The 24,635-nt window shown below is 55.5% G+C and carries 21 protein-coding genes; 17 read left to right on the top strand and 4 right to left on the bottom strand.

Going from position 1 to position 24,635, the window contains the following annotated elements; all coding sequences use genetic code 11:
- Positions 1 to 4 precede the first annotated feature (4 nt).
- The 10 genes from pseG (at position 5) to EJ067_RS34230 (ending at position 10,448) form a co-directional block, all read left to right on the top strand.
- On the top strand, positions 5 to 1,093 hold the full coding sequence (gene pseG / locus EJ067_RS34275) for a UDP-2,4-diacetamido-2,4,6-trideoxy-beta-L-altropyranose hydrolase (RefSeq protein ID WP_126089437.1): 1,089 nt from the start codon (positions 5 to 7) through the stop codon (positions 1,091 to 1,093).
- Entirely contained in the window at positions 1,086 to 1,613 is a 528-nt protein-coding gene (gene pseH / locus EJ067_RS34270) for a UDP-4-amino-4,6-dideoxy-N-acetyl-beta-L-altrosamine N-acetyltransferase (protein WP_210211681.1), read from the top strand. The genes pseG and pseH overlap by 8 nt, the downstream gene beginning before the upstream one ends.
- On the top strand, positions 1,610 to 2,671 hold the full coding sequence (gene pseI / locus EJ067_RS34265; protein ID WP_126089436.1) for a pseudaminic acid synthase: 1,062 nt from the start codon (positions 1,610 to 1,612) through the stop codon (positions 2,669 to 2,671). The genes pseH and pseI overlap by 4 nt, the downstream gene beginning before the upstream one ends.
- The gene (locus EJ067_RS34260; RefSeq protein WP_126089435.1) at positions 2,668 to 4,131 is read left to right on the top strand and encodes a hypothetical protein; all 1,464 of its coding nucleotides are present in this window, start codon (positions 2,668 to 2,670) and stop codon (positions 4,129 to 4,131) included. The genes pseI and EJ067_RS34260 overlap by 4 nt, the downstream gene beginning before the upstream one ends.
- 70 nt (positions 4,132 to 4,201) lie before the next feature.
- Positions 4,202 to 5,368, top strand: a complete 1,167-nt coding sequence (locus EJ067_RS34255; RefSeq protein WP_126089434.1) for a glycosyltransferase family 4 protein — start codon at positions 4,202 to 4,204, stop codon at positions 5,366 to 5,368.
- Between the two features lie 18 nt (positions 5,369 to 5,386).
- Complete coding sequence (locus EJ067_RS34250) at positions 5,387 to 6,415, top strand: polysaccharide biosynthesis protein (protein WP_126089433.1); 1,029 nt, start codon at positions 5,387 to 5,389, stop codon at positions 6,413 to 6,415.
- Between the two features lie 68 nt (positions 6,416 to 6,483).
- Complete coding sequence (locus EJ067_RS34245; RefSeq protein ID WP_126089432.1) at positions 6,484 to 7,404, top strand: SDR family oxidoreductase; 921 nt, start codon at positions 6,484 to 6,486, stop codon at positions 7,402 to 7,404.
- Positions 7,405 to 7,497: 93 nt separating this feature from the next.
- Positions 7,498 to 8,631 carry a UDP-N-acetylglucosamine 2-epimerase (non-hydrolyzing) gene (gene wecB / locus EJ067_RS34240; protein WP_281058949.1) on the top strand — a complete coding sequence of 378 codons (1,134 nt, stop codon included), beginning with the start codon at positions 7,498 to 7,500 and terminating at the stop codon, positions 8,629 to 8,631.
- 10 nt (positions 8,632 to 8,641) lie between these two features.
- Positions 8,642 to 9,835, top strand: coding sequence for a glycosyltransferase family 4 protein (locus EJ067_RS34235; protein WP_126089431.1), 1,194 nt, complete (start codon positions 8,642 to 8,644; stop codon positions 9,833 to 9,835).
- Between the two features lie 118 nt (positions 9,836 to 9,953).
- Complete coding sequence (locus tag EJ067_RS34230) at positions 9,954 to 10,448, top strand: hypothetical protein (RefSeq protein ID WP_126089430.1); 495 nt, start codon at positions 9,954 to 9,956, stop codon at positions 10,446 to 10,448.
- 661 nt (positions 10,449 to 11,109) lie between these two features.
- Here EJ067_RS34230 and EJ067_RS34225 read toward each other — a convergent pair.
- Entirely contained in the window at positions 11,110 to 12,192 is a 1,083-nt protein-coding gene (locus tag EJ067_RS34225; protein ID WP_126089429.1) for a right-handed parallel beta-helix repeat-containing protein, read from the bottom strand.
- A gap of 86 nt (positions 12,193 to 12,278) precedes the next feature.
- Here EJ067_RS34225 and EJ067_RS34220 point away from each other — a divergent pair, with 86 nt between their 5' ends.
- From EJ067_RS34220 to EJ067_RS34190, 7 genes are all read left to right on the top strand, one after another.
- Positions 12,279 to 13,661, top strand: a complete 1,383-nt coding sequence (locus tag EJ067_RS34220) for an O-antigen ligase family protein (RefSeq protein WP_189510269.1) — start codon at positions 12,279 to 12,281, stop codon at positions 13,659 to 13,661.
- A gap of 841 nt (positions 13,662 to 14,502) precedes the next feature.
- On the top strand, positions 14,503 to 14,805 hold the full coding sequence (locus EJ067_RS35605; protein WP_245468117.1) for a hypothetical protein: 303 nt from the start codon (positions 14,503 to 14,505) through the stop codon (positions 14,803 to 14,805).
- Positions 14,806 to 15,063: 258 nt separating this feature from the next.
- Positions 15,064 to 15,873 (top strand): CpsB/CapC family capsule biosynthesis tyrosine phosphatase, encoded by an 810-nt coding sequence (locus tag EJ067_RS34210; protein WP_126089426.1) that lies wholly within the window; start codon positions 15,064 to 15,066, stop codon positions 15,871 to 15,873.
- Positions 15,870 to 16,652, top strand: coding sequence for a polysaccharide biosynthesis/export family protein (locus tag EJ067_RS34205; protein ID WP_126089425.1), 783 nt, complete (start codon positions 15,870 to 15,872; stop codon positions 16,650 to 16,652). The genes EJ067_RS34210 and EJ067_RS34205 overlap by 4 nt, the downstream gene beginning before the upstream one ends.
- A 44-nt stretch (positions 16,653 to 16,696) precedes the next feature.
- A complete protein-coding gene (locus tag EJ067_RS34200) occupies positions 16,697 to 19,075 on the top strand; it encodes a polysaccharide biosynthesis tyrosine autokinase (protein WP_126089424.1) in 2,379 nt (792 codons plus the stop codon).
- Entirely contained in the window at positions 18,963 to 20,222 is a 1,260-nt protein-coding gene (locus tag EJ067_RS34195; protein WP_126089423.1) for a hypothetical protein, read from the top strand. The genes EJ067_RS34200 and EJ067_RS34195 overlap by 113 nt, the downstream gene beginning before the upstream one ends.
- Positions 20,219 to 21,532, top strand: coding sequence for an O-antigen ligase family protein (locus EJ067_RS34190; RefSeq protein ID WP_126089422.1), 1,314 nt, complete (start codon positions 20,219 to 20,221; stop codon positions 21,530 to 21,532). The genes EJ067_RS34195 and EJ067_RS34190 overlap by 4 nt, the downstream gene beginning before the upstream one ends.
- A 277-nt stretch (positions 21,533 to 21,809) precedes the next feature.
- Here EJ067_RS34190 and EJ067_RS34185 read toward each other — a convergent pair whose 3' ends face one another.
- From EJ067_RS34185 to EJ067_RS34175, 3 genes are all read right to left on the bottom strand, one after another.
- A complete protein-coding gene (locus EJ067_RS34185; RefSeq protein WP_126089421.1) occupies positions 21,810 to 22,271 on the bottom strand; it encodes a phasin in 462 nt (153 codons plus the stop codon).
- Positions 22,272 to 22,647: 376 nt separating this feature from the next.
- The gene (locus EJ067_RS34180) at positions 22,648 to 22,830 is read right to left on the bottom strand and encodes a hypothetical protein (protein WP_126089420.1); all 183 of its coding nucleotides are present in this window, start codon (positions 22,828 to 22,830) and stop codon (positions 22,648 to 22,650) included.
- Between the two features lie 424 nt (positions 22,831 to 23,254).
- Positions 23,255 to 24,601: an LLM class flavin-dependent oxidoreductase gene (locus EJ067_RS34175; protein ID WP_126089419.1), complete on the bottom strand. Its 1,347-nt coding sequence runs from the start codon at positions 24,599 to 24,601 to the stop codon at positions 23,255 to 23,257.
- Positions 24,602 to 24,635: the final 34 nt, after the last annotated feature.

The following is a 24,635-nucleotide window of genomic DNA, read 5'->3' as shown; positions in this document are numbered from 1 at the left end:
ACCCGTGCAGATCGCCTTTCGAACTGATGCCTCGATCGAGATTGGCACCGGCCATGTCATGCGTTGTCTCACGCTGGCTGACGCGCTGCGGGAGCGCGGGGCAGAATGCCTATTCATCTGCCGCCTACACATTGGCCATCTTATGGATTTGATAGCAGAGCGTGGCCACAGGACCGTTGCGCTGCCGAGGCCTCCTGCGGACGCCACGCTGACGCACGGGGCGCCACCCCATGCGTACTGGCTGGGTACGGACTGGGCAACAGATGCCCAAGAGACGCACCGAGCCATTGGGGCTGTGGACTGTCTGGTCGTGGATCATTACGGGCTGGACCGCCGCTGGGAGGAAGCGCTGCGTTCTGCCTGTCAATATCTGATGGTGATCGATGACTTGGCTGACCGCCCCCACGATTGCGATCTGTTGCTCGACCAGAGCCTTGGCCGCACGAAAGAGGACTACGACGGCCTCCTGGGCGCCGATGCCGTCACATTGCTCGGGCCCAAATATGCGCTACTGCGGCCTGAGTTTGCCGAGCTGCGCGCAGCGAGTCTGGCTCGTCGGGTTCAACCTAAACTCGAACACCTGCTCCTAACTATGGGTGGCGTGGACAAGCAAAATGTCACTGGCCTTGTGTTGGATGCGCTCGACGAGGGTACCTTACCTTCGACTTTGCGGATCACAGTTGTCATGGGGCCGCAAGCGCCGTGGAAGGACGCGGTGCGGATCCGTGCGGAATCAATGCGGCACTCGACTCAGGTTCTGGTTGGCGTGAGCGACATGGCGCGGTTGATGGCCGAAAGTGACCTTGCTGTCGGCGCGGCGGGAAGCACTTCCTGGGAACGCTGCTGCGTGGGCTTGCCCAGCTTCGTTTTTGCGCTCGCGGACAACCAACATTCCGTGGCCTCGGCCCTGCAGGTCTCGGGCGCCGCCGTCGCTGTCGGGAGTCCCTCGCAACTCGTTTCGGTACTGGATGAGCGCTTCGTGTCAGGGACGATCGGTGAGTTTCTCTTCGGCCTAAGCAAAGCAGCCGCTGCGATTACAGACGGAGAGGGCGTTAGCCGGGTCGCCGACCGGATGGTGGAAGAATATGTCTGACCCGATCGTTCGGGCGATGATGGCTGACGATCTGCCAATGGTGCTCGCATGGCGAAATCATTGGGACGTGCGTCGTTTCATGTTTACCCAGCACGAGATTGGCCTGGAGGAGCACCGGAATTGGTTTTCCCGGTCGACCAATGAGGCTACACGCCGGTTGCTCATAGTCGTGGATAGAGAAGCACCTATCGGCTTCGTCCAATTCGACAATGTCGCTGACGCCGGGGCGTCGAACTGGGGATTTTATGCTGACCCGAACGCAGCGAGAGGAACCGGGAAAATGCTCGGTTTCGCGGCGTTGAAATATGCCTTTGGCGAATTGAATCTGCATAAGGTTTGCGGCCAGGCAGTGGATTTCAACACGGCCTCTATCGCGCTGCACGAACGCTTAGGTTTTGTTCGGGAAGGCGTATTGCGGGAGCAACAACGGATCCAGGGGGCCTATCGCTCCCTCGTCTGCTTCGGGTTGCTCAGAAGCGACTGGAATCAATCGATGAAACCTGTTGGAGAACCCAGTTGAGCTGTATCCAGATCGCCGGGCGCCGGATCGGGCCGGGTGAGCCCCCTTATGTCATTGCCGAATTGTCCGCCAATCATAACGGCAGCGTCGAAACGGCCCTGCACCTTGTGGAGGAGGCCAAGAAGGCCGGGGCAGATGCCGTCAAGCTGCAGACCTATAAGCCCGATACGATCACGCTTGATTGCACGGGGGAGGAGTTCCGCATCGACGGCGGCTTGTGGGACGGGCGCACACTCTATGATCTCTATGAAGAAGCGCATATGCCGTGGGACTGGCACAAGCTCCTCTTCGACCGTGGCCGCGAGCTCGGCGTTACGATCTTCAGCTCGCCTTTCGACAACACGGCGATTGATCTCCTGGAAGACTTGAATGCGCCGGCTTACAAGATCGCCTCCTTCGAAGCCGTTGATTGGGCGTTAATCAAATACGCAGCCAGCACCGGCAAGCCGATGATCATCTCGACCGGGATGGCGGATGCAGAGGAAATCCACGAAGCGATAGAGGCAGCGCGTGAGGGCGGCTGCAGCGAATTAGCAATTCTGCACTGCGTCAGCGGCTACCCTGCACCGGCCGATGATTATAATCTGCAGACCATACCCGACATGATTGAGCGCTACGGACTGGTCACAGGCCTTTCTGATCATACGCTGGACAACACCACCGCCATTGCCAGTGTGGCTTTGGGGGCTTCGATCATTGAAAAGCACTTCACCCTTAACCGCGGTGGCGGCGGTCCGGACGACAGCTTCTCACTCGAGCCTGCCGAACTCGCGGCATTGTGTGCCGGCACGAAAACGGCTTGGAAGGCGCTCGGCAAGGTCGATTATGGACGCAAATCGAGCGAGCAGGGGAACGTGAAGTTCCGCCGGTCGCTCTACTTTGTACGGGACCTGAAGGCAGGTGATGTCATCACTCGAGACAGCATACGCAGTGTGAGACCGGGCTTTGGCCTTGCGCCTAAAAATCTCGAAGCTGTATTGGGCCGGCAGGTGACTCAGGACATTCATTCCCCGACAGCAGTGCGCGCTGAGCTGATTGGTAGCTGGCAGGCAAAATGAACATTCTGCTTCTCTCGAACAGCGCGCCGAACTACTTTCATTTTTTTAATGCGCTCGCGGCGCGTTTCCGCAACGACGGAGCCACCGTGGCGGTCGCGGTAGACAGCGCATTTTCTCGCAAGGAGAACGGCCTGGATTCCGCGGGTTTCGCCGCAGTTTATGACTTCTCATCCTTTTTTGTGAACCATAAGGTGGATTTCGACATCCTAGAACGCTATTCCGGCTATAATTTGAACTCTGCCTTACTGTCGGACTTCGAGCGTGCGCAGACCTATGGCATCTGGGGCAATAGTGCAGACCTCGACTTTTTTGATCGGTTAAAAAGTGCATTGCTTACGTTTTTCGAGAGGATATTTGAAAAGCATGGGACGGAACTCGTTCTGTATGAAAATGTTTCCAACACATTTGCACATTTCGCGCTGTTCGTAGCCCAGGAACGGCGAGCCGTTTATATTGGTCTAGGGGCATCTCGGCTGCCAGGCCGGTTTTCGGTTTCTGGGGATCCCTTGGCGGATGACTCTGTTGAGAGAAATTTTGCTGCGATCCGAGGTGGCTACAAGACGGTGGAGCCGGATGTTCACCGCTGGGTGAGGGACTACATCGCCAACATCGAGACGATCGTTCCCGATTACATGAAAATCAATGGCCTGGAACGTATCGCCTTGATCAAGCGGTACTTTAGGCGCGACCGTCTTGCCAAGATCAAGGCGCTCCTACGCCACGTCTCCGACAGTCGGACCAATTCGTTCCAGATCGGTAATCCCCTGCGCACATATACAAGCCTCTTTCTGCGCAATGTCCGTCGACGTCTCAAAGCGGGCACCGTTCGCGGCATGTATCAAAAGGCCGTAGCGGGAGAACGATTTCTTCTGTACCCGATGCACTTCCATCCCGAAGCCTCTACGTCGATCCTCGCGGGAACCTACCTCGACGAATATGAGGTGATCCGTAACATTGCCTTCAGCCTGCCTGAAGGCACCCGCTTGTATGTCAAGGATCATATTAGTGCATGGGCATATCCCACGCTCGACTTCTACAGGCGTATTCGATCTCTACCGAATGTCAGGTTGTTAGGGCCGCATGAGCCGACAAAGGAGCTGATCAAATCGTCTGTCGGGGTTATCACCCTCACCAGCACTGTTGGCTACGAGGCGCTTCTGCTCAAAAAGCGCGTTTTTCTGTATGGCCGTGTGTTTTATGAATTCCACAAGGGCGTCGTCCCGATAGCAAACCCCGCCAACCTCCGCCGTATGATCTCGGGTGGCCTGGCCTCGCCGATAGGCTGGGACGATCAGTACAATCATGATTTCGTCTGTGCCTATTGGCTGTCGACGTTGCCGGGAACACTCAATCTTATGCTGGACCGTGTGCCAGCCGCTCAAGCTGCTGAGCATATCTACCGAGAATTGCTAAAGGCCGGGTTATTGCACGGTCTGGCAGCGATAAAGAGCGCAGCTTAAAGCGCAACTTTCAAAGTCTACAGCTTACATCTGAAGGCGGCAGTTTGCCGACAACGGCTCTTTTGCGGACATGAGCAAGATCAGAGTCCTTTGTGTTGCCGATTTTTATTTGCCGGGCTTCAAGGCGGGCGGACCAATTCGTACGCTTGCCAACATGTGTGAAGCCCTGCGCAGCAACATTGAGTTTTCGATTTTCACAAGAGATCGCGATTTGGGCTCCGACGAGCCGTATCCGGGAGTCCGTGTCAACAGGTGGGTGCGCTCGCCGAGCGGTTTGATATATTATGCTGACCCGAAAAAATTCAATGCCGGACACGTGGCCAAAACTGCGAAGATTCACAGCTTCGACGTTTTGTACCTGAACAGCTTTTTTGGCTATCGATCATCAATTTCGATTTATCTCAAGCAGCGGTTGGTCTGGAGAAATGGCGCGAGTGTCTGCATCGCGCCACGTGGCGAATTCTCTGCAGGCGCGCTCTCGATAAAGAGCTTTAAAAAGAGAATTTATCTGAGCTGCGCCAACCTAGTTGGGCTTTATCGCGATGTGCACTGGCACGCCTCGACCCTACTGGAAGCTGAAGATATTCAGCGGCAGTTTCCCCATGCGCGGGGCAAAATCCATCTCGCGGCTGATCCGGTGTCCGCGGCAGGTGAAAGCTTTAGTCGCCTGAAACGTCAGCGAAAAAGGGCGGGCGAATTAAGCATTGCCTTCATATCGCGCATCTCACCTATGAAGAATCTCACAGGCCTCCTCGAGATTCTCTCCCGAGTGGATCGCAAGATCAAGCTGAGCATTTTTGGCCCTGTAGAGGACCCTGTATACTGGCGGAATTGCCAGACCATCATCAAACGCCTCCCAACCCACATCACCGTCGAATACCGTGGAGCGCTCGAGCCTCATGAGGTTTCAGCGACGTTTGCTTCATATGATCTGTTCGCGTTCCCCACTCTGGGGGAAAATTTCGGGCATGTTATCTTTGAAGCTCTGCGCGCCGGCACACCCGTGCTGGTTAGCGATCGGACACCCTGGCGCGCCGTTTCAACCGGCGCAATCACGGTGATCCCCCTCATTTCCGTTGACGTGTGGCGACAGCAACTGGCGCGTGCAGCGGACAGGGATGCCGAAGAACAGCGATCGCTCGAAAAAGCCGCGCTTGAATTCGCCAACCGCTACGCCGCAACCGACGAGGCGCGATCGGACACTCTCAAAATGTTCCGTTCCGTTGCAGCCAATTGAAATAGAAAAGGACTTTCGATGTTCACCGGCAAGACCCTCCTCATAACCGGCGGTACTGGCTCCTTCGGAAATGCTGTTTTGCGGCGGTTTCTGGATTCTGACCTAGCTGAAATCCGCATCTTCAGCCGGGATGAGAAGAAGCAGGACGACATGCGGAAAAAATACAACAATCAAAAGCTTAAGTTCTATATTGGTGATGTTCGCGACTACCAGTCGGTCCTCAACGCCGTGCGGGGCTCCAATTTCATTTATCACGCTGCCGCACTCAAGCAGGTGCCTTCCTGCGAATTCTACCCGCTTGAAGCCGTCAAAACCAATGTCCTGGGAACTGAGAACACCTTGGAAGCGGCCATAAACTCCGGTGTGGAGCGTGTGATCTGCCTGAGCACAGACAAGGCCGTATATCCGATCAATGCCATGGGCATCAGCAAGGCGATGATGGAGAAGGTCATCGTCGCCAAGTCGCGATTGAGCAACAATACCGCCATATGCGCTACCCGATACGGCAATGTGATGGCCTCGCGCGGCTCGGTGATCCCGTTGTTCACCAACCAAATTCGCGCGGGCCAGCCGATCACCATCACCGATGCTGCCATGACGCGTTTTATGATGACATTGGATGACGCGGTCGACCTGGTGCTCTACGCTTTCCAGCATGGCAATCCCGGTGAGATCTTCGTGCAGAAGGCGCCGGCGGCCACGATTGAGACCCTGGCTAGAGCGCTTACGGAACTCCTGGGTGCTCCCGACCATCCAATTAGAATAATAGGTACGAGACACGGCGAGAAACTATTCGAAGTCCTACTCAGCCGAGAGGAAAAAGTGGCGGCCCAGGACCTCGGTAACTACTACCGTGTTCCGCCAGATTTGCGCGATCTGAACTATGGGAAATTCTTCGAGCAGGGCGAGATCGAGATTTCGGAATCGACTGACTACAATTCACATAACACCGCGAGGTTGGGTGTCAAAGAGATGCAGACGTTGTTGATGAAGCTTCGGTTTGTGCAAGCTATTGTCCGCGGGGAGCATGTTGAGCCAGAAGAGTGAGCCGAAGGCGACCATATAAGACTCCGCGGTCCATTTAGCGCTATTGCTCAGCGCTCACCAGAAAGACGATGCGCAACGTGAAGACAAACAGAATCCTCGTCCTGGGCGCTGGCGGCATGTTGGGAAATGCGGTCTTCCGCATTTTCGCCGCCGACAATCGATTTGTAACGATTGGTACGCTCCGATCATCGGCCAAAGCACGCTATTTTCTGCCCGATGAGCATTGGATCCTAATACCCAATCTCGACATTCGGAACGACGGAGATCTGGTGGCCCTATTTGCCGACACCAAACCGGATGTCGTAGTAAACTGTGTGGGCATCATTAAACAGCTTGACGCCTCCCGAAACCATCTCACGGCACTGTCAATCAACGCTTCTCTCCCCCACCGCCTGGCGCAACTTTGCCGCATGACCGGAGCCCGCTTAGTGCATGTGAGCACGGATTGTGTTTTTTCGGGCACGAAGGGCAACTACCTGGAAACCGATTTTGCCGATGCAAACGATCTGTACGGAAGGACGAAGTTTCTAGGGGAGGTGGATTACCCGAATGCAGTGACACTCCGCACGTCAATCATCGGTCACGAATTGGAGAGTTCGAAAAGCCTGGTTGACTGGTTTTTGAGCCAGACTGACCAGGTGAAAGGCTACAAGAACGCTATTTTCTCAGGTTTGCCAGCGGTCGAATTGGCGCGGGTGATTAAAGAGCTTGTCGTGCCAAATGCCGAGTTGAGGGGTCTGTTTCATGTCTCAGCGGATCCCATTTCCAAATTCGATCTTCTGTCCTTGATCTCGAGGATCTACGGAAAAAAGATAGATATCATCCCCGACACGGCGGTCACTGTCGATCGATCCTTGAATTCGGACTTATTCAGGGGAGCAACGGGATTTATACCGGATGCGTGGTCGATACTTATCTTGAAAATGTATGATAGCTATCTGGAATATAACAAGCTTAGCGCTCTGAAGGGGGCGCTAGCTCGTAGTTAGCAGATGCGCGCTTTCATCTGGAAATTGCTAACTGAGTGGCTTGCAGCCTGATTAGCGTGCGGTTCCGCTTTGCGGGGCAAGAATGTGGAGCGGATGGTGAATAGTCTGAGGGTTATGACGATCGTCGGGACGCGTCCGGAGATCATCCGATTGTCGCGGGTAATCGACCGATTGGATCGATCGTGTGACCAATGCCTCGTGCATACGGGCCAGAACTATGACTATGAATTGAACCAAATCTTTTTCGAGCAGCTTAAGATTCGTCCGCCGGATGTGTTTCTTGAAGCGTCAGAAAGCACGGCCGCCAAAACGATTGGACGTGTGATCGCGGCAACGGATCAGGTGCTTCGCGAACGACGCCCTGAGGCGGTTTTGCTACTTGGGGATACCAACAGCTGCCTCGCGGCAATAGCCGCGAAACGGTTGAAAATACCTATTTTCCACATGGAGGCCGGCAATCGTTGTTTCGATTCGCGGGTTCCGGAGGAGATCAACCGCCGCATAGTTGATCATGTCGCCGACATTCATCTGCCTTACAGCCAGATTGCGCGAAGCTATCTGCTGCGAGAAGGGATTGCGCCCGAACAGATCATCGTAACGGGCAGCCCGATGCGTGAGGTGCTCGCCTACTATATGAATGAAATCAACAGGTCGGATGTTTTGAGTCGACTTTCTCTCGAGCAAGGGAAGTACTTCGTTATGAGTGCTCATCGCGAAGAAAACGTCGACGATCCGGACATAATGACGAAGATAGCTGGGATAGCCAATCGATTGGCGCAGGATCATGACATTCCGGTAATTGTTTCGACGCACCCCCGCACCCGGTCGCGGCTGGACTCCCTGAACATCGAAATGAACCCCAGGATCCAGTTCATGAAGCCTTTCGGCTTCTTGGACTATGTGCACCTGCAGATGAATGCGAAAGCGGTTCTATCCGACAGCGGTACGATCACGGAGGAGTCCTCCATCTTGAACTTTCCGGCGCTCACCTTGCGCGAAACCCATGAGCGTCCCGAAGGAATGGAGGAGGGAGCGGTGATGATGGTGGGCTTGGACGTGGACCGGGTCTGCCAGGGCCTTGCGATCCTGGAAAGCCAGCCCCGAGGGGCAGAGCGCGGGCTTCGTTTGGTTGCCGACTACGACGTACCCAATGTCAGCGAAAAGGTGGTTCGCATAATCCATAGCTATACCGATTATGTGAACCGCGTCGTATGGAAGAAGCACTGAGCGGCGGCAGATGCGGATCGCTTTGATAGCGGACACTTTTCCGCCGCTGCGCACGTCGGGGGCAGTGCAACTGAGAGACCTCTCGCGGGAATTCGCGCGACAAGGGCATCAGCTGACAGTGATGCTGCCAGCGGCCGAATTGGACCGCCCCTGGGCTATCGAAGACTTTGACGGAGTAACCGTGCTGCGCCTGCGAGCGCCGCCTACCAAGGAAATTGGTTATGTGAGGCGGACCTGGAACGAGTTCGTTATGCCTTTTGCCATGTTGCGCAATCTGCGCAAAAGCCCGCTGGCAGGACAGCGATGGGACGGGATCGTTTGGTATGCTCCCTCAATCTTCCATGGCCCCATGGTCAGCGCGCTAAAGCGCGAAAGCGGCTGCAAGGGGTATCTTATCATTCGTGATATCTTTCCCGAATGGGCCGTTGATATGGGTCTGATGGGCCGCGGTTTGCCGTACCGTTTCTTTGATGCCATCGCGCGTTACCAATATTCGATTGCTGATGTGATCGGGGTCCAGACGCCGGGCAACCTGGCTTACTTCAATCGGTGGCGGCGGAGGTCGGGGCGTGTCCTTGAGGTGTTGCAGAACTGGCTGGACAAGCCTTCAAACGTGCGTTGTTCGATCCGTGTCAGCGAGACGCCGTTGGCCGGGCGCAAGCTGTTCGTGTACGCAGGCAACATGGGTGTGGCTCAAAGCGTCGGCATTGTATTGGACTTGGCGCAGAGAATGGCCTCCCGGACCGACGTGGGTTTCCTGCTGGTCGGTCGAGGCAGCGAGGCCCGAAGACTTAGAGAAAAAGCGCAAGCTCTCGGCCTCACCAACGTGGTCTTTTTCGACGAGATCGATCCCGACGAAATCCCGGACCTTTACGCACAGTGCCGGATAGGAATCGTCTCGTTGGATCTCCGCCATAGGTCTCACAACATACCAGGCAAGTTCCTGACTTATATGCAAAGTGGCCTCCCTGCACTCGTGCGCTTGAACCCAGGCAACGACCTGGCCGAGTTGATCCGAAGCGAGCGGGTTGGCGAAGAGTGCCAGAGCGATCAGCTGGATGAACTGGTCGCGAAAGCTGAAAGGTTGCTGGTGCAGGTAGAAACGGATGCCGAGTTGCCCGGACGATGCAGGCGATTGTTCGATCAACGGTTTTCCACCGAGCAGGCGGCCACCCAGATCGCTGACGCACTTTCCGTGCCTTGATCATAGCGCTGAGGTCTTCGCCCGGATGAGGCTCGCCCCCGGTCGGAGAGCTGCCACTCACCCGCGACGGCCGACCGCCTAGCGCTCTGCGCTCGCCGGCGAACATGCAGAACAGGACGTGGATCATGGTGACCCAGATCCCAGATCGAATTGGCAACGGCACGATGCAGCGGCGCGCCATTTATTGTTCTTGTCATTAATGAAACGGATTGCCGACATGGTTGCCGGAGAACCAAACGACGTGCAATTGAAACACGTCAACGGTCGGTGGGTGGTCAGGGTCGTTGAAAACGGCAGAGTAAGCCGGTGTTCGTTCAACGCTCAGGACGCTGCCGAGGGCTACGCCGAATCCCAGCGGATAAGGTTGGGCCTGCCCGGAAAGCCGCCGGTCTGGGGGGAAAATCCGGCTCACGAGCATCCCAAGAGCCTGCGCGAAATGGGGGATTTTATCATCGCCGATGTTCTCGACCTCGCCGAGTACTCTGATCGGGGTATTGTCACCACTCTGGTTGATCCATACGGCGTTCGCCTCCGTCTCCATCTCACAGTTGTGACCTCAGAGTTGCTTTGCGAGCGAATTGCCACCGCCTTGGAGCGTCGGTACGGCGCCTAGCCACTTCCAGTCGCTGCTTTCCTGCTTCAGGGATCGACAGCGCACGCCATCCCGCCGGCGTGATCACCTCGATGGGGTGTGCCATAGGGGTGGGTCTTGGCCTGAATGCCACGCGCAGTTGGCAGCAGTGGCCCGTCAGGAATCTGAATCGAGGACTCCGCTCAGCACGATGAATAAACTGGTCGCTATTCCCGTTATCGGGCTTGTGTTTGCCGTTGGCTTCATGGCTGTCATACTCTCCCAGAGAGGTAACCCACGCCCACAGCCCCACGCCACGCTTTCGCCGTTCACCGGACACCTCAACATTCCTTCGATAGACGATCTGCGGGTGGGGGGGCGCAAAATTGTCCTATGTGGCGCGGCGTCGACAAAACCGCAGGCTTTGCGTGAATTGGTAACAGAAGTGGCGCGGCGTGATTTTCAGGGAATGGTTTTGAACTGCAAACCGGTCGGCTCAGGCACTCCCTGTGACGGGAAGACCGGAGCCAGGTTGGGCGATGCAATGGTTGTGCAGTGTCTTACGCCAGACGGGGGGGACTTGGCGGCTGTTCTCACTCAAAGGGGCTTGCTATGTGGCCAGCCTAGTCAGATTGAGGCGACTTATCGAGCTTGTTGATTGTTGATCTCCTTTTGGAGGTGCGCCAGGGAACTTACCGTCCATCTATGGCTCTATGCCGCCAGTGGCGACCTTGCCATCCTTAATCACGACCAGCTTGCTTAGATCGCCAGATATTCCCCCTTCGGTCTCGCCAATTATGCAAGCTGAAATCCCAAGACCAAGATCAATCTGATTTCCGCGTCCGCTTGTGATGCGAGATCCTATGACGTGCAGATGGCCGAATGGACCAAAGTTCGTCGCCATCTCAACCACCGTAGATATTCTCCTACCAGGAAGAATTTCGCTGCCAATGATATTTAAGGACGATGACCGGTTGCCTCCAGCAAAAACTATATTCGCCCTTCCGTGATTTTCTTCCACATGACATCCGACCAGGGTTACCTTGCCTGCATTGGAGAACTCCATGGTAACGACGCCATCATCGCCATTTCCATCGAAGTTGTTGCCTTCGATCTCGCACTGGTTGAAAGTCATTACGCTATTCGGGAAGTTTTCCGCGAACCCTGCTTTAGTGTTTTCAAAGATAAAACATGAGGTGAAATGGATATCATTGGCACCGAACGTTTTGGTGCTGGTGAAGTGATAGCCGTAAGCATTGCCGTAGAGCTCCACTTCAAGGAAGCGCAGAATCAAGGCGCCGACACCGGATATGCCTTTCTCGTAACCCCTGACCTTGCAATTGCGAACCCGTACAGTTGCTCCATTGATAATGGAAATACCGCTGGAGCCAGCAATATCACGGCCCGGCCCCGAGAAGGATAAACCGTCCATTTCGCTCCGTTGCTTGACCTGTGGTGCGGGTGTCGGACTTGAAGGATCGAATTCGAACGCCGGGCCTGCATGGGTCGAGACGATCTCTGCATTTTCCCCCGATATCTTGATGCTGCGGAACTGAAAGTTCCCATAAACCCGGATCGGCGCACTGATCTTATACGTGCCTTCGGGGATTCTGACGACGCCTCCGCCAACCAGCTTCACCTCGTCAACCGTGCGCTGGATGGACGCGGTGTCATCTTTTACGCCATCCCCAGCTGCGTTGAATGAGAGAACATCGTGCCGACTCTTCGCTACGGCCGGAGCCGCTGCAAAAAGAGGAGCGGCACCTAGAAATTGCCGTCGATCCATGTGCCTCTCCCTCTCCGTCGGCACTAGGCAACTACCAAATCCCTCCACAATTGTCTCCAGCAGAAGACGGAACCCAAGATTTTGTGATGAAGCGTATGAAAGACGTTCGACAGTTCGATTCTATGGCCGCACTGCGCGCACTCGTCATCATCGCTCTCCCTGCCATCGGAAATGCAGGCTGCATCGGCGCTTACGTTTTGATGGCAGCCTGGGCACTGGGTGGCCCAATGAGAGCGGTAGAGGCGCTTTGCCTCTCCGCGGTCGTAAGTTTGGCAAATCCAGCCCTCTTTCCCGCACCGGATTCCGTAGCGCTGCTGCGTTGGCTCGTGCTTTTTGCAGCATTTGGAACCGCGTTGTTTTCAAAGCGGCCGCAACCTTGGCTTTGGCCCCCTGTTCTGAAGGCTGGTGTCGCCTTTGTCGCGATAATCGCAATGGAAACCCTAATCTCGAGCTACGCCAAGGATGTGTCACTATCTAAGTTGATAATATTCCTCATCGGCCTCACGGCAGCGGTATTGAACGTGCAGCTCGCCAAAGAAGAGGACCAAGAGCGGCTAATCCGATGGATGCTTACCTTTGGCTCAGTCTTCGTGCTTGCTAGTTTTCCTTTGCTATTCACCGCTGTGGGATTCTTTGCAAACAATCATGGCTTCCAGGGGCTATTAAACCAGCCACAAGCGTACGGCGTTTTTCTGGGGCCATTCACGGCATGGATGATCGTTCGGGTGTACACGAGCCGGTCTCGCGGTCTGCTTTGGTGTGTCGTCACTACCCTATGCCTCGTTTCTCTGGTTGCCACGGAAGCACGCACCGGCATGTTAGCGGTTCTGATAGCACTGCCCTTCGCGGCTATAGTTGGGCGCATATCGAGTGAAGGTCACGCATTCAGATCGATCATAGCTGCCTTCTTTTTGATCGGTGGCGGCGCTTTCGTAATGGGCTATGCCTACGATGCTGTCATGCCGGCGATCCAGAGCCTCGCCTTCAAGCTCAACAATGCCGATACCTTTTCAGGCGCACTTATGGAATCGCGTGGACTCGTGATCGACAAATCGATGCCGAATTTCTACGCCCATCCCATTTTTGGCATCGGATTTGGCCTTCCGTCTTCGCCATGGGACTTGGACGTAACGCGGTTCATGGGCATCCCTATTGCAAATCCCGTCGAGAAGGGCGTGATCGTGCTGTCTGTATTGGAAGAACTCGGCGTTGTGGGCTTTCTCGGGTTCGCCCTCCTTGTGGTCGTCGTCGTTTATCGACCTCTTATTTGGAGGTCAGAGCAGGCTGTTGCGATCACCTTCGCTGCGCTGGCTACCAATGCAGGAGAAGCGACCTTGTTCTCTCCGGGCGGCGTTGGAATGATAGTCTGGATATGGATTGCATGCGGAAGCTGTGCTCCGCTTCGAGTGGAAGTGCAGCCGCACCTCAGTTACAGAAGCGCTGCGCTGAATGGTTCAGGTTCTCGATGAGGTATCAGAGAGGCGTCGGGGATTGTCTTCTGATCTGGCTCGCGAAGGTGCGTTCTAACTTCTCCTTTCGGATTTTGAAAGGTAGTTTGTATATTTTCGATCGGTTGTAGCCGCGAGCCATGGGAAGAGTGCAATTGATCAAGTCGCGGCACACGTTGATCTCGGTCTAAATAGGCAATGTGTACATCGCAAACGAAACGAACTAGCCGAATTAGCTAGACGTAGGAGGATTTCGTGAAGATTTAAAGCAAAGACTAGTGGTCACTCGCGAAACTAAGATATAATTTAGATTGACCAACAGTAGTCTGATATGCAATTATTTGGCAATAATTTGGCGCGTTCCGCACATGCGCAACAGACTGCAACATAGATATTTTCTTATGCCTAAGACAAATCTCAGCAGGACAGTAACGCCGTCTTCTATGTCGTTGTTTCACCGTCTATTGATATATTTAAATGCCAAGTTGGCTCATTCGATGTAGCTAATATACTGTGCTCAAACAGACACGTATTAAATCAGAAGCTTATCTCGCACGTGCGAAATAGGTTGGAATCGGGCTAAAAAGCTGTTAGTCGCTTATCGCAAGCATTGACTTGGGCGCGTCTGTACGGCGCAAACAAAGGATCGAAGCAGATGAACATTATTATGAAAAGTGCGTTGGCCGGTTTGGTCACATTGGTCGGGTTTGGCTCAGCCCCAGTTTTCGCCCAGGACGCGTCGTGCAGTTGTGCGACGGCTTATCAGGGGCCAGCGAGTCCAATCGGATCGATCCGGAGTGTAAGTGGCAACGTTATAGTTTCGCAGACGGCTGGCTATGGGCCTGCCAAGGCGGGGAGCGCGTTGGATTTCGGCAGTCACTTGGTAGTTGGCGCTAAGGGCTCGGCGTCCGTTCAGGTTGGCGATTGCAGGCTCAGCGTGCCGGCGAATTCAAGTCTCGACATTTCGCGCGTCAAAAACAACATCTGTCTCAAGATCGTGAATCCCGAACACGCTGCTTCCGCGGTAAGCCCCGAGCAGACGGGTGCCATTGACCCGTCACGCAAGTCTGCATTTGGGTTGCCTGCGCAGTTTTTCGCAGGCGCGCTTCTGACTGCCGGAGTTCTTGCGGCAACGCAGGATAATAATAACGGCGTCAGCCACTAGGCGTGTTCGTTCGGGTTCCAGGTGGTAGGCGATTAGATTGGGCGAAGATGGGCGTGCACTATCGGCTTGTTGCTGCCTGGGCTTTTGCGCCGATGGCAGCGCTCATCCTCAGCCTTCACGAAGATGACAATTCTGTCGGCACGTAGCTGGATCTGGCGGCCGGCCCGCCACGGTTGTCAACCGCAATGAAGCGGGTGACACGTTCGTCTTCCTCTTCGGCGAAGTCGCTGTTTTGCCCTCACGTGGCCAGAAACGCTTATGATCGACCTGCATTCCCATATCTTGCCTGGTCTCGACGACGGTTCGCCTAATATTGCTGAATCGCTGGAAATGGCGAGGTTGGCGGTAGCCGACGGGACGACCCATATGGCGTGTACGCCCCACATTGTACCCGGTATGTATGAAAACGGGACGGAGAATATCGTCGAAGCGGTCCGTTCGTTGGAGCAGGCGTTGCGGCACGCCGAGATCCCGCTTGCCCTCTATGTTGGTGCCGACATCCATATAGCCCCCGATCTTCCAGATCAGCTGACGAACGGCAAGGTGCCGACCTTAAACAGCTCACGCTATTTTCTGTTCGAGCCGCCTCACCATGTGTTGCCGCCGCGGTTGGAGGAACTTGCCTTGCGCTTCATAAAGGCCGGGTTCGTGCCGATCCTCACCCATCCGGAGCGTTTGACCTGGGTCAAAGCGAACTACGACGTTGTCGAAAGGCTGAATAGGCTCGGCTGCCTCATACAGCTTACTGCAGACTCGATTGTTGGCGCCTTCGGGCGTGCCGCGCTCTACTACTCGGAAAAGCTGATAGACGAAGGCCGGGTGGATATCATCGCATCCGACACTCATGGTGCTAGTCGCCGGCGGCCTGGCCTTTCCCAAGCGTATGACGCTGTCGCGAAGCGGTGTGGGGAAGACGAGGCCTACAATATGGTACTGAGGCGGCCGAGCGACATTTTGGCGAACCGGCCACTAGAGCCCGTTGGAAAAACGTTTGCAAACAAGCCAAGCCCCGACAAGGTCGGCCGCTTCGGCGGGCTTGGCCGTTTGCTAAAGGCCGTATCCTCATGAAGCGCGATTTGATGAACTGCGCCGCGATCACGATGGTCGTGATGCTCGGTTCCCTCGGCGTCTCGGCCTGCACGAGCACCTCGCCGACGGCGCCGGCGTCGATCGATGCGCTGCAGCTCACATCATCATCGTCATCGTCGGTTCCCTTATCGGACGGTGGCGCTCTGCAGATTGTGAAGGATCTTCCCGCTCCTCAAAATAGCCAGAACGGCAGTGAGCAGCCGTTGTCGCCGAATGACGTGCTCGAGGTCGACGTGTTCCAAGTCGACAATCTCAATAGGACGGTTCAGGTCGACGCCAGCGGGCAAATTTCGCTTCCCCTCATTGGAACCGTCACGGCAGCAGGAAAAACTGTCCGTCAGTTGGAGAAGGAAATCGAAGCCGCCTACAGCGCGAACTATCTCCAATCTCCGGACGTCACAATCTTCATCAAGGAATCGATTGGACAACGCATAACCGTTGATGGCGAAGTCAACAAGGCTGGGATCTATCCCGTATCGAGCAACGCTTCATTGATCGACGCAGTCGCACTTGCAGGTGGGTTCAATACTATTGGTGATGCGGGAAAGGTCTTTGTTTACCGCAATATCGGTCAAAACACGCTGGTCGCGAACTACAACGTCGAGAGCATACGCGCTGGCAAAAGCCGCAATCCACGCATCTACGGCGGCGATAAGGTGGTCGTGTTTCCATCAAAATCGAAAATCGCTTTGAACAATCTGAAGGACGCACTCGGAGTTGCGTCAACTGCAGTGAGAATTGGCGTGCTTGCGCCGTAGTGCGGGTCGCATGTCAACGCCTATGAACCAGGATCGCCCGGACTATGCTCGATCGTAGCAGGCAACATCAAATAACAGCTCCCGGACATGGCCAAGCCTTGTCTTCGGATCTCTACTATGATGGCAGCCAAAATCATGGCCCGTACGGTCGCGATTTTGCCGAACAGGATCAGGGATTTAACCCGCTCAAGCTGCTGTTCTACGTTGTCCAGTATCGATGGCTGATCGCCATAATGATGGCGGCCGGGCTTGTTGCCGGCGTCGTCGTGACCATGATGCAGACGCCCAAATACCAGGCAACAACGCAGCTGGAAGTCTTAGTCCCATCGGCCAAGGTCTTCCAAGACATCGAAGTGGTTTCCGAAAGCAGCGATATCCGAGCCTTTCAGACCGCTCGTGAAAAGTTGAAGAGCCGGGCATTGGCACAACGCGTTGTCTTCCAACTGGGCCTGAGCGAAAAGCCAGACTTCCTGTTTCCGACGCCGGATTTCTCGATCAGTAATATTTTCTATCGGGCCTTCAGAATTACGAAAGCTCCCTCAATTGAAGAGAAAACTCCGGAACAACGTGAAGCCATTGCGATCAAACGCGTTTTAGACAACCTCACGGTCAATCTAGTAACGAACACAAGTCTGCTGTCGATCACCTTTCTGGACCAGAAGCCGAAATACGCCAGCGATGTGGCCAACCAGGTTGCACAGAGCTATATCGATCAGCGGGTGGACCAGACCAGCGAAACGTCTGACCTGGCGCGGCAATTCATCCAGGAGCAGGTTTCGCAGGTCAAGCAGAAGCTCCAGAAATCCGAGGAAGAGCTCGTCGCCTACGCAAGGGATACTGGCATTACGATCACCAGCGACGACAAGTCGCTTATCGGGTCGAACATTGAGGCCCTCAACGCAGCGCTCCAAACGGCGACCCAGGAGCGGTCCGATGCCGGATCGGTTGTCGATCAGATCGACAAGGGACGGGGTGGTAGCCTTGGCCCGGTGCTAGAAAGCAAGGGCCTGCAGGTACTTAGTGATAAGCTGGCCGATCTCAACAGCCAGTATCAGCAGAAGCTGGGCATACTAAAACCCGGTTTCCCGGAAATGCAGCAATTGCAGTCCCAGATCAAGGAACTGCAGCGCGTGTATAACAATGGTGTACTTGCGATTACTGATTCGCTTCGGCTAAAATACCAGCAGGCTCAGGACAAGGAGGCCGACCTTAAAGAGAAGCTTGCTGACATGGAGCGGCAGCAGGTAGCCTTCAATGACAAGAACATTAGATATACGATCCTGAAGCGTGAGGTCGACTCAAACCGGTCCCAGTATGACAGTCTAATCGCCAAGTTAAACGAAGTTGGCGTGAGTTCCGAGCTCAAGACCCAAAGCGCTGCGATCGTGGACCTCGCGACGCAGCCAACGGCACCCTATTCCCCACGCCTGAGCATCAATCTAGCAATTGCATTGGCTCTCTTCATGGCCATCAGTGGCTCGGTCATTTATGTTATCGAGCTCCTGAACAACACGTTTACCAACCCTGAGCAGGTCGAAAAGGAGCTCGGACTGGCGATGCTCGGGATCTTGCCCCATGTCGACGATCGCGAGCTTATCGCCAGCATTGCAGACCAGAAGTCAGGCCTATCCGAAGCCTATCGGTCGCTTCGAACGTCTTTGCAGTTCTCCGGTGCGGAAGGTGCGCCGCGCTCGCTTCTGGTCACCAGTTCAGAGCCGGCGGAGGGCAAGTCGACGACGGCGTTCAAGCTTGGACAGGATTTCGCAGCGCTTGGGGCAAGAGTGTTGCTTGTCGACGGTGACCTTCGAAAACCAAACCTTCACCGATTGTTCGGTCTCGACAATACGATTGGATTGAGCAACCTGCTGACGAACACCGTCCGCAAAGAAGACCTTGGTAGCATCTTCCGGTCGACTAAATATCCCAATGTGACGGTTCTGACATCTGGAACCATTCCACCCAATCCGGCTGATCTTCTATCATCGCCAAGAATGGCGGTGATCGTGACCAATCTCAGCAAACGCTACGACCTGGTGATAATCGACGCTCCACCGATCGTTGGCCTTTCTGACGCCCCCATCCTCAGCCGATTGGCTGAGGGTACGTTGATGGTCATTTCGACGAAGCAGGTCACGCGCAAGTCGGCAAAGGCAGCCTTGAAGCGGTTGCGTGCTGCCGGTGCCAATGTGGTAGGGGCCGCGATGTCGAAGTTTGCGGTCAACAAGTTCGACTACAACTATGCCTATAAGTACATGAATTACCAATATTATAACTATGGCACGAGTACCCCAAAACTTGAAGGTAAAGTTGATGACGGCGCAGACCAGCCCGCTCGCGCAAAATCTTCGACGTTCAGGCATTTGGTTCGTCGCATCCGTTCTGGTGTTGGCGGCATCGTCGATCGGGCTAAGTCGACTCCTTGAGACAGACATGCCGGGCGTGTCAGTGGCGCTGGATCCGTTAAATGTCGACGCTTTGATAGGTGAAATTTCCGGAGACCTGAACGATACAGCCGCCTCTCCGGATCTTGACGCGTGGGCCGCCAGGGCAAATGACGCACTTCGCTTCAATGTTGGAGATGCGCGCCTCTATAGCTTGATCGGCGAGATAGAATACCGACAAGGCAAGAAAGATGACGCGTATGCGCTCTTTGATCGGGCACGAAGGCTGTCGAAAACGGAGATCCACGCGCTCCAGAGATCGATTGGCCATTCAATCGAGATCGGTGATCTGGCCAAGGCTGTAGGCGAGCTCGATATACTATTGCGACGATGGCCGGATCAGTTTCCTGTCGTCGCCGAAGGCCTTCCTGCAATCCTTTCGAACCCTGACGGCTATCACGCCGTGCTGGCAGCAATTGCGGCGGGGGCACCGTGGCGGGCCAATCTGTTTTCCGCTCTTGGAAAAACACGCCCTGGGCTCGATTTTGCAAATCAGCTGCTGCTTGACCTGGCTGGAACCGGCGCGCCACCGAAATCGGGCGAACTGTCCTCCGTGATTACCGGGTATATCACGCAGAAGGAATACGAACAGGCTTATCGGCTGTTTCTCTTCAGTCTGTCCGATGACGAACGAAAGCTGGGTGGGTATGTTTTTAACGGCACCTTTGAACCCGGGTACAACGGGAAGCCCTTCGATTGGCAGGTTCGCGATCAGTCAGGCCTAGAAGTGACGTTCGCGACATCCCAGGATGCAGTTGAAGGCGAGGGAGGGGCAACGGTTCGGTTTTTGAACACGCCGGTCAAGAACACTGCTCTCCAGCAATATGTCGAGCTGCCGCCCGGTTCCTACAGGATTTCGTTGGTCGCATCCGGACGCAACCTGAAGCTGCCCAAAGAACTCTTCTGGACCATCAGGTGTGTGGATCGGACGGGCGAAATAGTGCGGTTTCACATTCCTGAGGGCACCTTCAATCGGCAGAGTCTCAGCCAGGAATTTTCCGTTGGACCGAACGAATGTCCCATGCAGCTGTTGCGGTTGGAAACTGCCGCAATAGCTGAGAGTTGGCGGTTTCGCTATATGGGTACATTGGTCATGCACAAATTGAACATTGAGAGAAATTCGCCTTGAGTGCGCGGCCGTCGGAATGGGACAAATATCTCCTCGGCTCGGTCTTGTTCACCGCCCTGCTGATAGGCGGCGGTACGGCGATCGGCCTGTATACCGACACGCTGATCGAGATAGCAGCAATTGTCTCGGCGGCGGTTGCCTTGTCTCGAACGTCAACCCAAACAATCCCCGGATCGGTGCTCTGGCTGCTTATCATGGCGGTGGCGCTGGTTGTGCTTCAACTCGTTCCGCTGCCTGCTAGCCTTTTTGCCGATCTGCGGCCGGAACTGCTGCTTGGCGCTCCCTGGCTGGTTGATCAAACTCGGTTCATCAGCGTCGGGGTAGGGCGAACGATCGAGTGTCTGTTGTACGTGGCAGCATCGGCAGCCTTTTTCCTGGGTGTCATGCGATTGCGCCCCGATCAGGTCTACGGCCTGCTTCCCTTCTTTTTCATGGGTGTAATCTGCAACGGATTGGCCGGAGTGATTCAATACTCGTTGTCAGATAACATCGCGATCGATGGATTGTTGCCATTCACGATCAATGCGGGACTTTTCGCCAATCGAAACCATTTTTCGGCTTTGCTTTTCGTCTCTATACCCTTCGTGGTCTATTATGGCCTGTTCCGCGGTCATCTCCTGTCCGGCGCGATCGGCTTGATCGCGCTTCTGCTGCTGCTTTTGGCGGCTGGGTCCCGCGCCGGCGTTCTTATCGGCCTGGCCACTACCGTTGTGTCCATCATATTTCTCTCGGCTCGCTCGAGAAGAAGTGGCGTTAGCGTATTTGTGCTTTTTGTTGGGCTTTCCGTCTACGCGATGGGAGCATGGACCACGATCGAGGCAAAAGATCTCGATCCGACCTTCGGACGCGCCGAGTTTGCCCGCACGACCATAGATGGAATAAAAGACAATTGGGTTACCGGAGTCGGATTCGGGAATTTTCAGAAGGCCTACCAGATATACGAAAAAGAGGGGATGATCTTCAGGGCGTATGTAAACCATGCGCATAATGAGTATCTTGAACTTACCTTCGAGGGCGGAGTGATCGCTGCCATTTTGATGGCGTTTTACCTATTCCTTCTTCTGGTCGCGTTTACCAGAATTCGCCGAGACGCCTTTCAGAAGACAGCGCTTCTCTCTGTAGTGTTTTTGCTCGTGCATTCTCTTGCCGACTACCCGTTGCGAACCGCGGCGCTCGCGATGGCCTTCGCCTATATGAACGCCATCATCTTTCATCGCGGGTTTGCGGAGGGCAGGAACCAAAGGCCGGAGCTGGTGGAAGTCGACCATAATGGCGACAAGCTGTTTGTTCCCGTTGGTGCGTCTCCGTAGGGCGTGAGCCTGCGGCTGAAACTGCCGGTGCCTCCTTTCAGTGATGCCTTGACCGCCGCACCAGCGCATAAAGAACGTGGTCGGTGCTTACAAACTTACAAAGCACTGACGCTGAAGTCTCGGGTCTCGGCAAAGCGCTATGGTGTCAAGCCGACGCAGGCGGGCAGCAAAGGACAACGCGGTCCGCTCGAATGTGAAAAGACCGGCGCGGGGCCGGTCTTGCCTGATGGGACAGTCGACGAGGTATTGACTTTTCGTCCCGGATTGCTTGAAGCAATCAGGCGGCCTTGCGGATTTCCCAGGCCTTTTCAAAGGCATCTTTAATCGGCTTCGACACATCCTCGCTAGCTCTCAACATCAATGCCTGGATTGCCTTTGCGTGCTCGGCCGAATTTTCGATCTGTTTGCGCAGGAATGCGGCTTGCAGTTCGAGGAACTCAGACGGCGACTTCACGGCAACCAGCGCTTCGAGGTGCGTGAAGCCGGCTTCGGCATTGGCCTGCAGTGCGGCAAGCGTCCTCACGAGGAGCTCGTTGCCGGTGCTCCTGGCCATTTCAAACGTCGATTTGACAGCCGTTTGAGCCGTTTCAGCGTCCGAGCTCAATTTGGAAAATATTTCCTTCGACTGCTCAATGCTCTGGTCCGCGACAGCACGGACTCGCTCGGCAACCTTGGACGGGTCGGCGGGAGAGAATTCGACGTTTTCGATCATTTCGGACTTACCGGTGACCTTGGACATTTTTTCATCCTTGTTCGGGGAACGGCCGCAAAGCAAAGCCGCCCCCTTCATGTACGAAATCGTCGCAACGGATTTGTGAAGCTGGACGTGGAATCGGGCGCGCCGACTACACTCTTGTGCTGCCCGAATGTTAGCGCGACGAAGATTGGCAGGCCTAAATTGCGGGGGGACACCCGGATGGGCTGGAACGGCGTTGATGTCGTGATTAAGACAGGCATGAAATCGGTCATATAGTCGGGTTGAGATGATTACCGGCCGGCGAAGGCGTCGCCACTGGAGCCCAGCAAAGAGGCATAGATCGGTGTGGGAGGAGCAGAGCCCCAATGCCTCGACTGGCGAGATGTTGGCGGGCCATCAGCGCAGGTGATTTTCCCGTCTACGAGTCCCGGCCTGTGATGTCTTCTGCAGCGGCCCTCTGTTCAGGCGCATCTCGTTGCGCTGCAAGATCCTGCCTCAGCGTCAAATCCAACTTCCCCCAGATCGATGTCTTCTGGTTGTCGGTCTTGAGCTTTCGGGACGTTTTCTTCTCGACGACGAACGGCTTTGTCTGCTGACGCATAGATCCTCCAGGCGACGAATCGCAAAATGAACGATATCGCCAGCATTGCTGAGTGCAACTGGGATCGAACGACGAACTGGTGCACTCGCTGCAAACTCTCATTTGCTGCAACGTTCGCCCTGAGGACAGCAGACAAAGAAGCCTCCGCGGCCCCGAAAGGCTCGCGACGGCGGCTCGATTCCAGGACCGGCCGCCCATTTCTGGGAGGTGATCCGTGCAGATATCTGGTGTGGATCATCCAATCCACCTTGTGAGCGCTCAATTGCCATCGGCCTCTTTCAGCCGGCCGAGGGCCGGATCTTGATGAGGTCCCTCTGGAGATTGGTCTCTTGTTAAGAGCGTGACGATCTGCGCCGTCTTACTGCGTTGCTGGTCACTCTACCGTGCAGCGGCCTTGAAAAATGTGACACATGGCCCACAATAATCAGGCGCTCGCCTTTTGCGGTTGGCTGAAGGTGTTGTCAGGGCGCGGCAGACCGAAATGGTCCCTCAGCGTCGCCCCCTCATAGTCGTGCCGGAAAAGTCCGCGCCGGCGCAAGATCGGCACCACCTCCTCGGCGAACACGTCGAACCCGCCCTGCAGATAGGGCGGCATGACATTGAAGCCGTCCGCCGCACCATTGTCGAACCATTCCTGGATGTTGTCGGCGATCTGTTCGGGCGTCCCTGCCTGGACCCAATGCCCGCGCGCGCCGGCGAGGCGGTGCAGCAACTGGCGGATGGTTGGATTTTCGCGCTCGATGATGTCAAGCACGACATGGAAGCGGCTGCTCGCACCGCGCTCGCCCTCGACACTGATGAGCTCGCGCGGAAATGGGCCGTCCAGATTGTAGCCGGAAAGGTCGGCGTCGACGATGCGGCGTAGCTGGTGAAGCGAATATTCCGGCTGCGTCAGCTCATTGAACTCGTCTTGAAGAGCCCTGGCTTCCGCCTCGGTCGAACCGATGAACGGGCTGATGCCGGGCAAGACCTTGACGTGGTCAGGGTTGCGGCCAACCGACTTCACCCGCGCCTTGATGTCGGCATAAAATTCCTGCGCGTTGCCGAGTGTCTGATGGGCTGTGAATATCGCCTCGGCATAGCGGCTTGCGAACGACCGTCCGTCTTCCGATGAACCCGCCTGGACATAGACCGGACGCCCCTGCGGAGAGCGCGGAAGCGTAAGCGGACCCTTCACCCGATGATATTTGCCGATGTGGTTGATCGGATGGATCTTGTCGGTGTCGGCAAAGATGCCGGACTCCCGGTCCGAGACGAGAGCGTCGTCCTCCCAGCTGTCCCAGAGCTTGGTTACCACATCAACGAACTCGCCGGCGCGCTCATAACGGTCGGCGTGGGTTGGATGCCGGTCAAAGCCGAAATTCAAAGCTGCGGACTCGTCACCCGTCGTGACGATGTTCCAACCGGCGCGCCCACCGCTCAGATGATCGACAGAAGCAAACAGCCTGGCCAGGTTGTAGGGTTCGTTGTAGGTGGTCGAGGCGGTCGCGATGAACCCTATTCTTTCCGTTACGGCGGCGAGCGCCGAAATCCAGGTCAGCGGCTCCAGCCTGAAGCGGCTCGCGTAGCGGATGTTGTCGGCGAGCGCGGGCCCGTCGGCAAAGAACAGCGCGTCGAACTTGCTCGCCTCGGCCTTTTTTGCCAGTTCCTGATAATAGGCGATGTCCAGCGCTCTATCTGGGGCGGAATCCTTGTAGCGCCAGCCGGCTTCATGATGGCCGCCAGGATAGATGAAAAGGTTGAGATTCAACTGTCGTGATTTGGCGGGCATATGTTGGTCCTCCTGGGTGGTGAGGCTGAGCGAG

It is taken from the genome of Mesorhizobium sp. M1D.F.Ca.ET.043.01.1.1 (assembly GCF_003952385.1).
Classification (GTDB): domain Bacteria; phylum Pseudomonadota; class Alphaproteobacteria; order Rhizobiales; family Rhizobiaceae; genus Mesorhizobium.
Note: the sequence above shows the minus strand (reverse complement) of the source record. Positions and strands in the feature narration are given on the sequence as shown.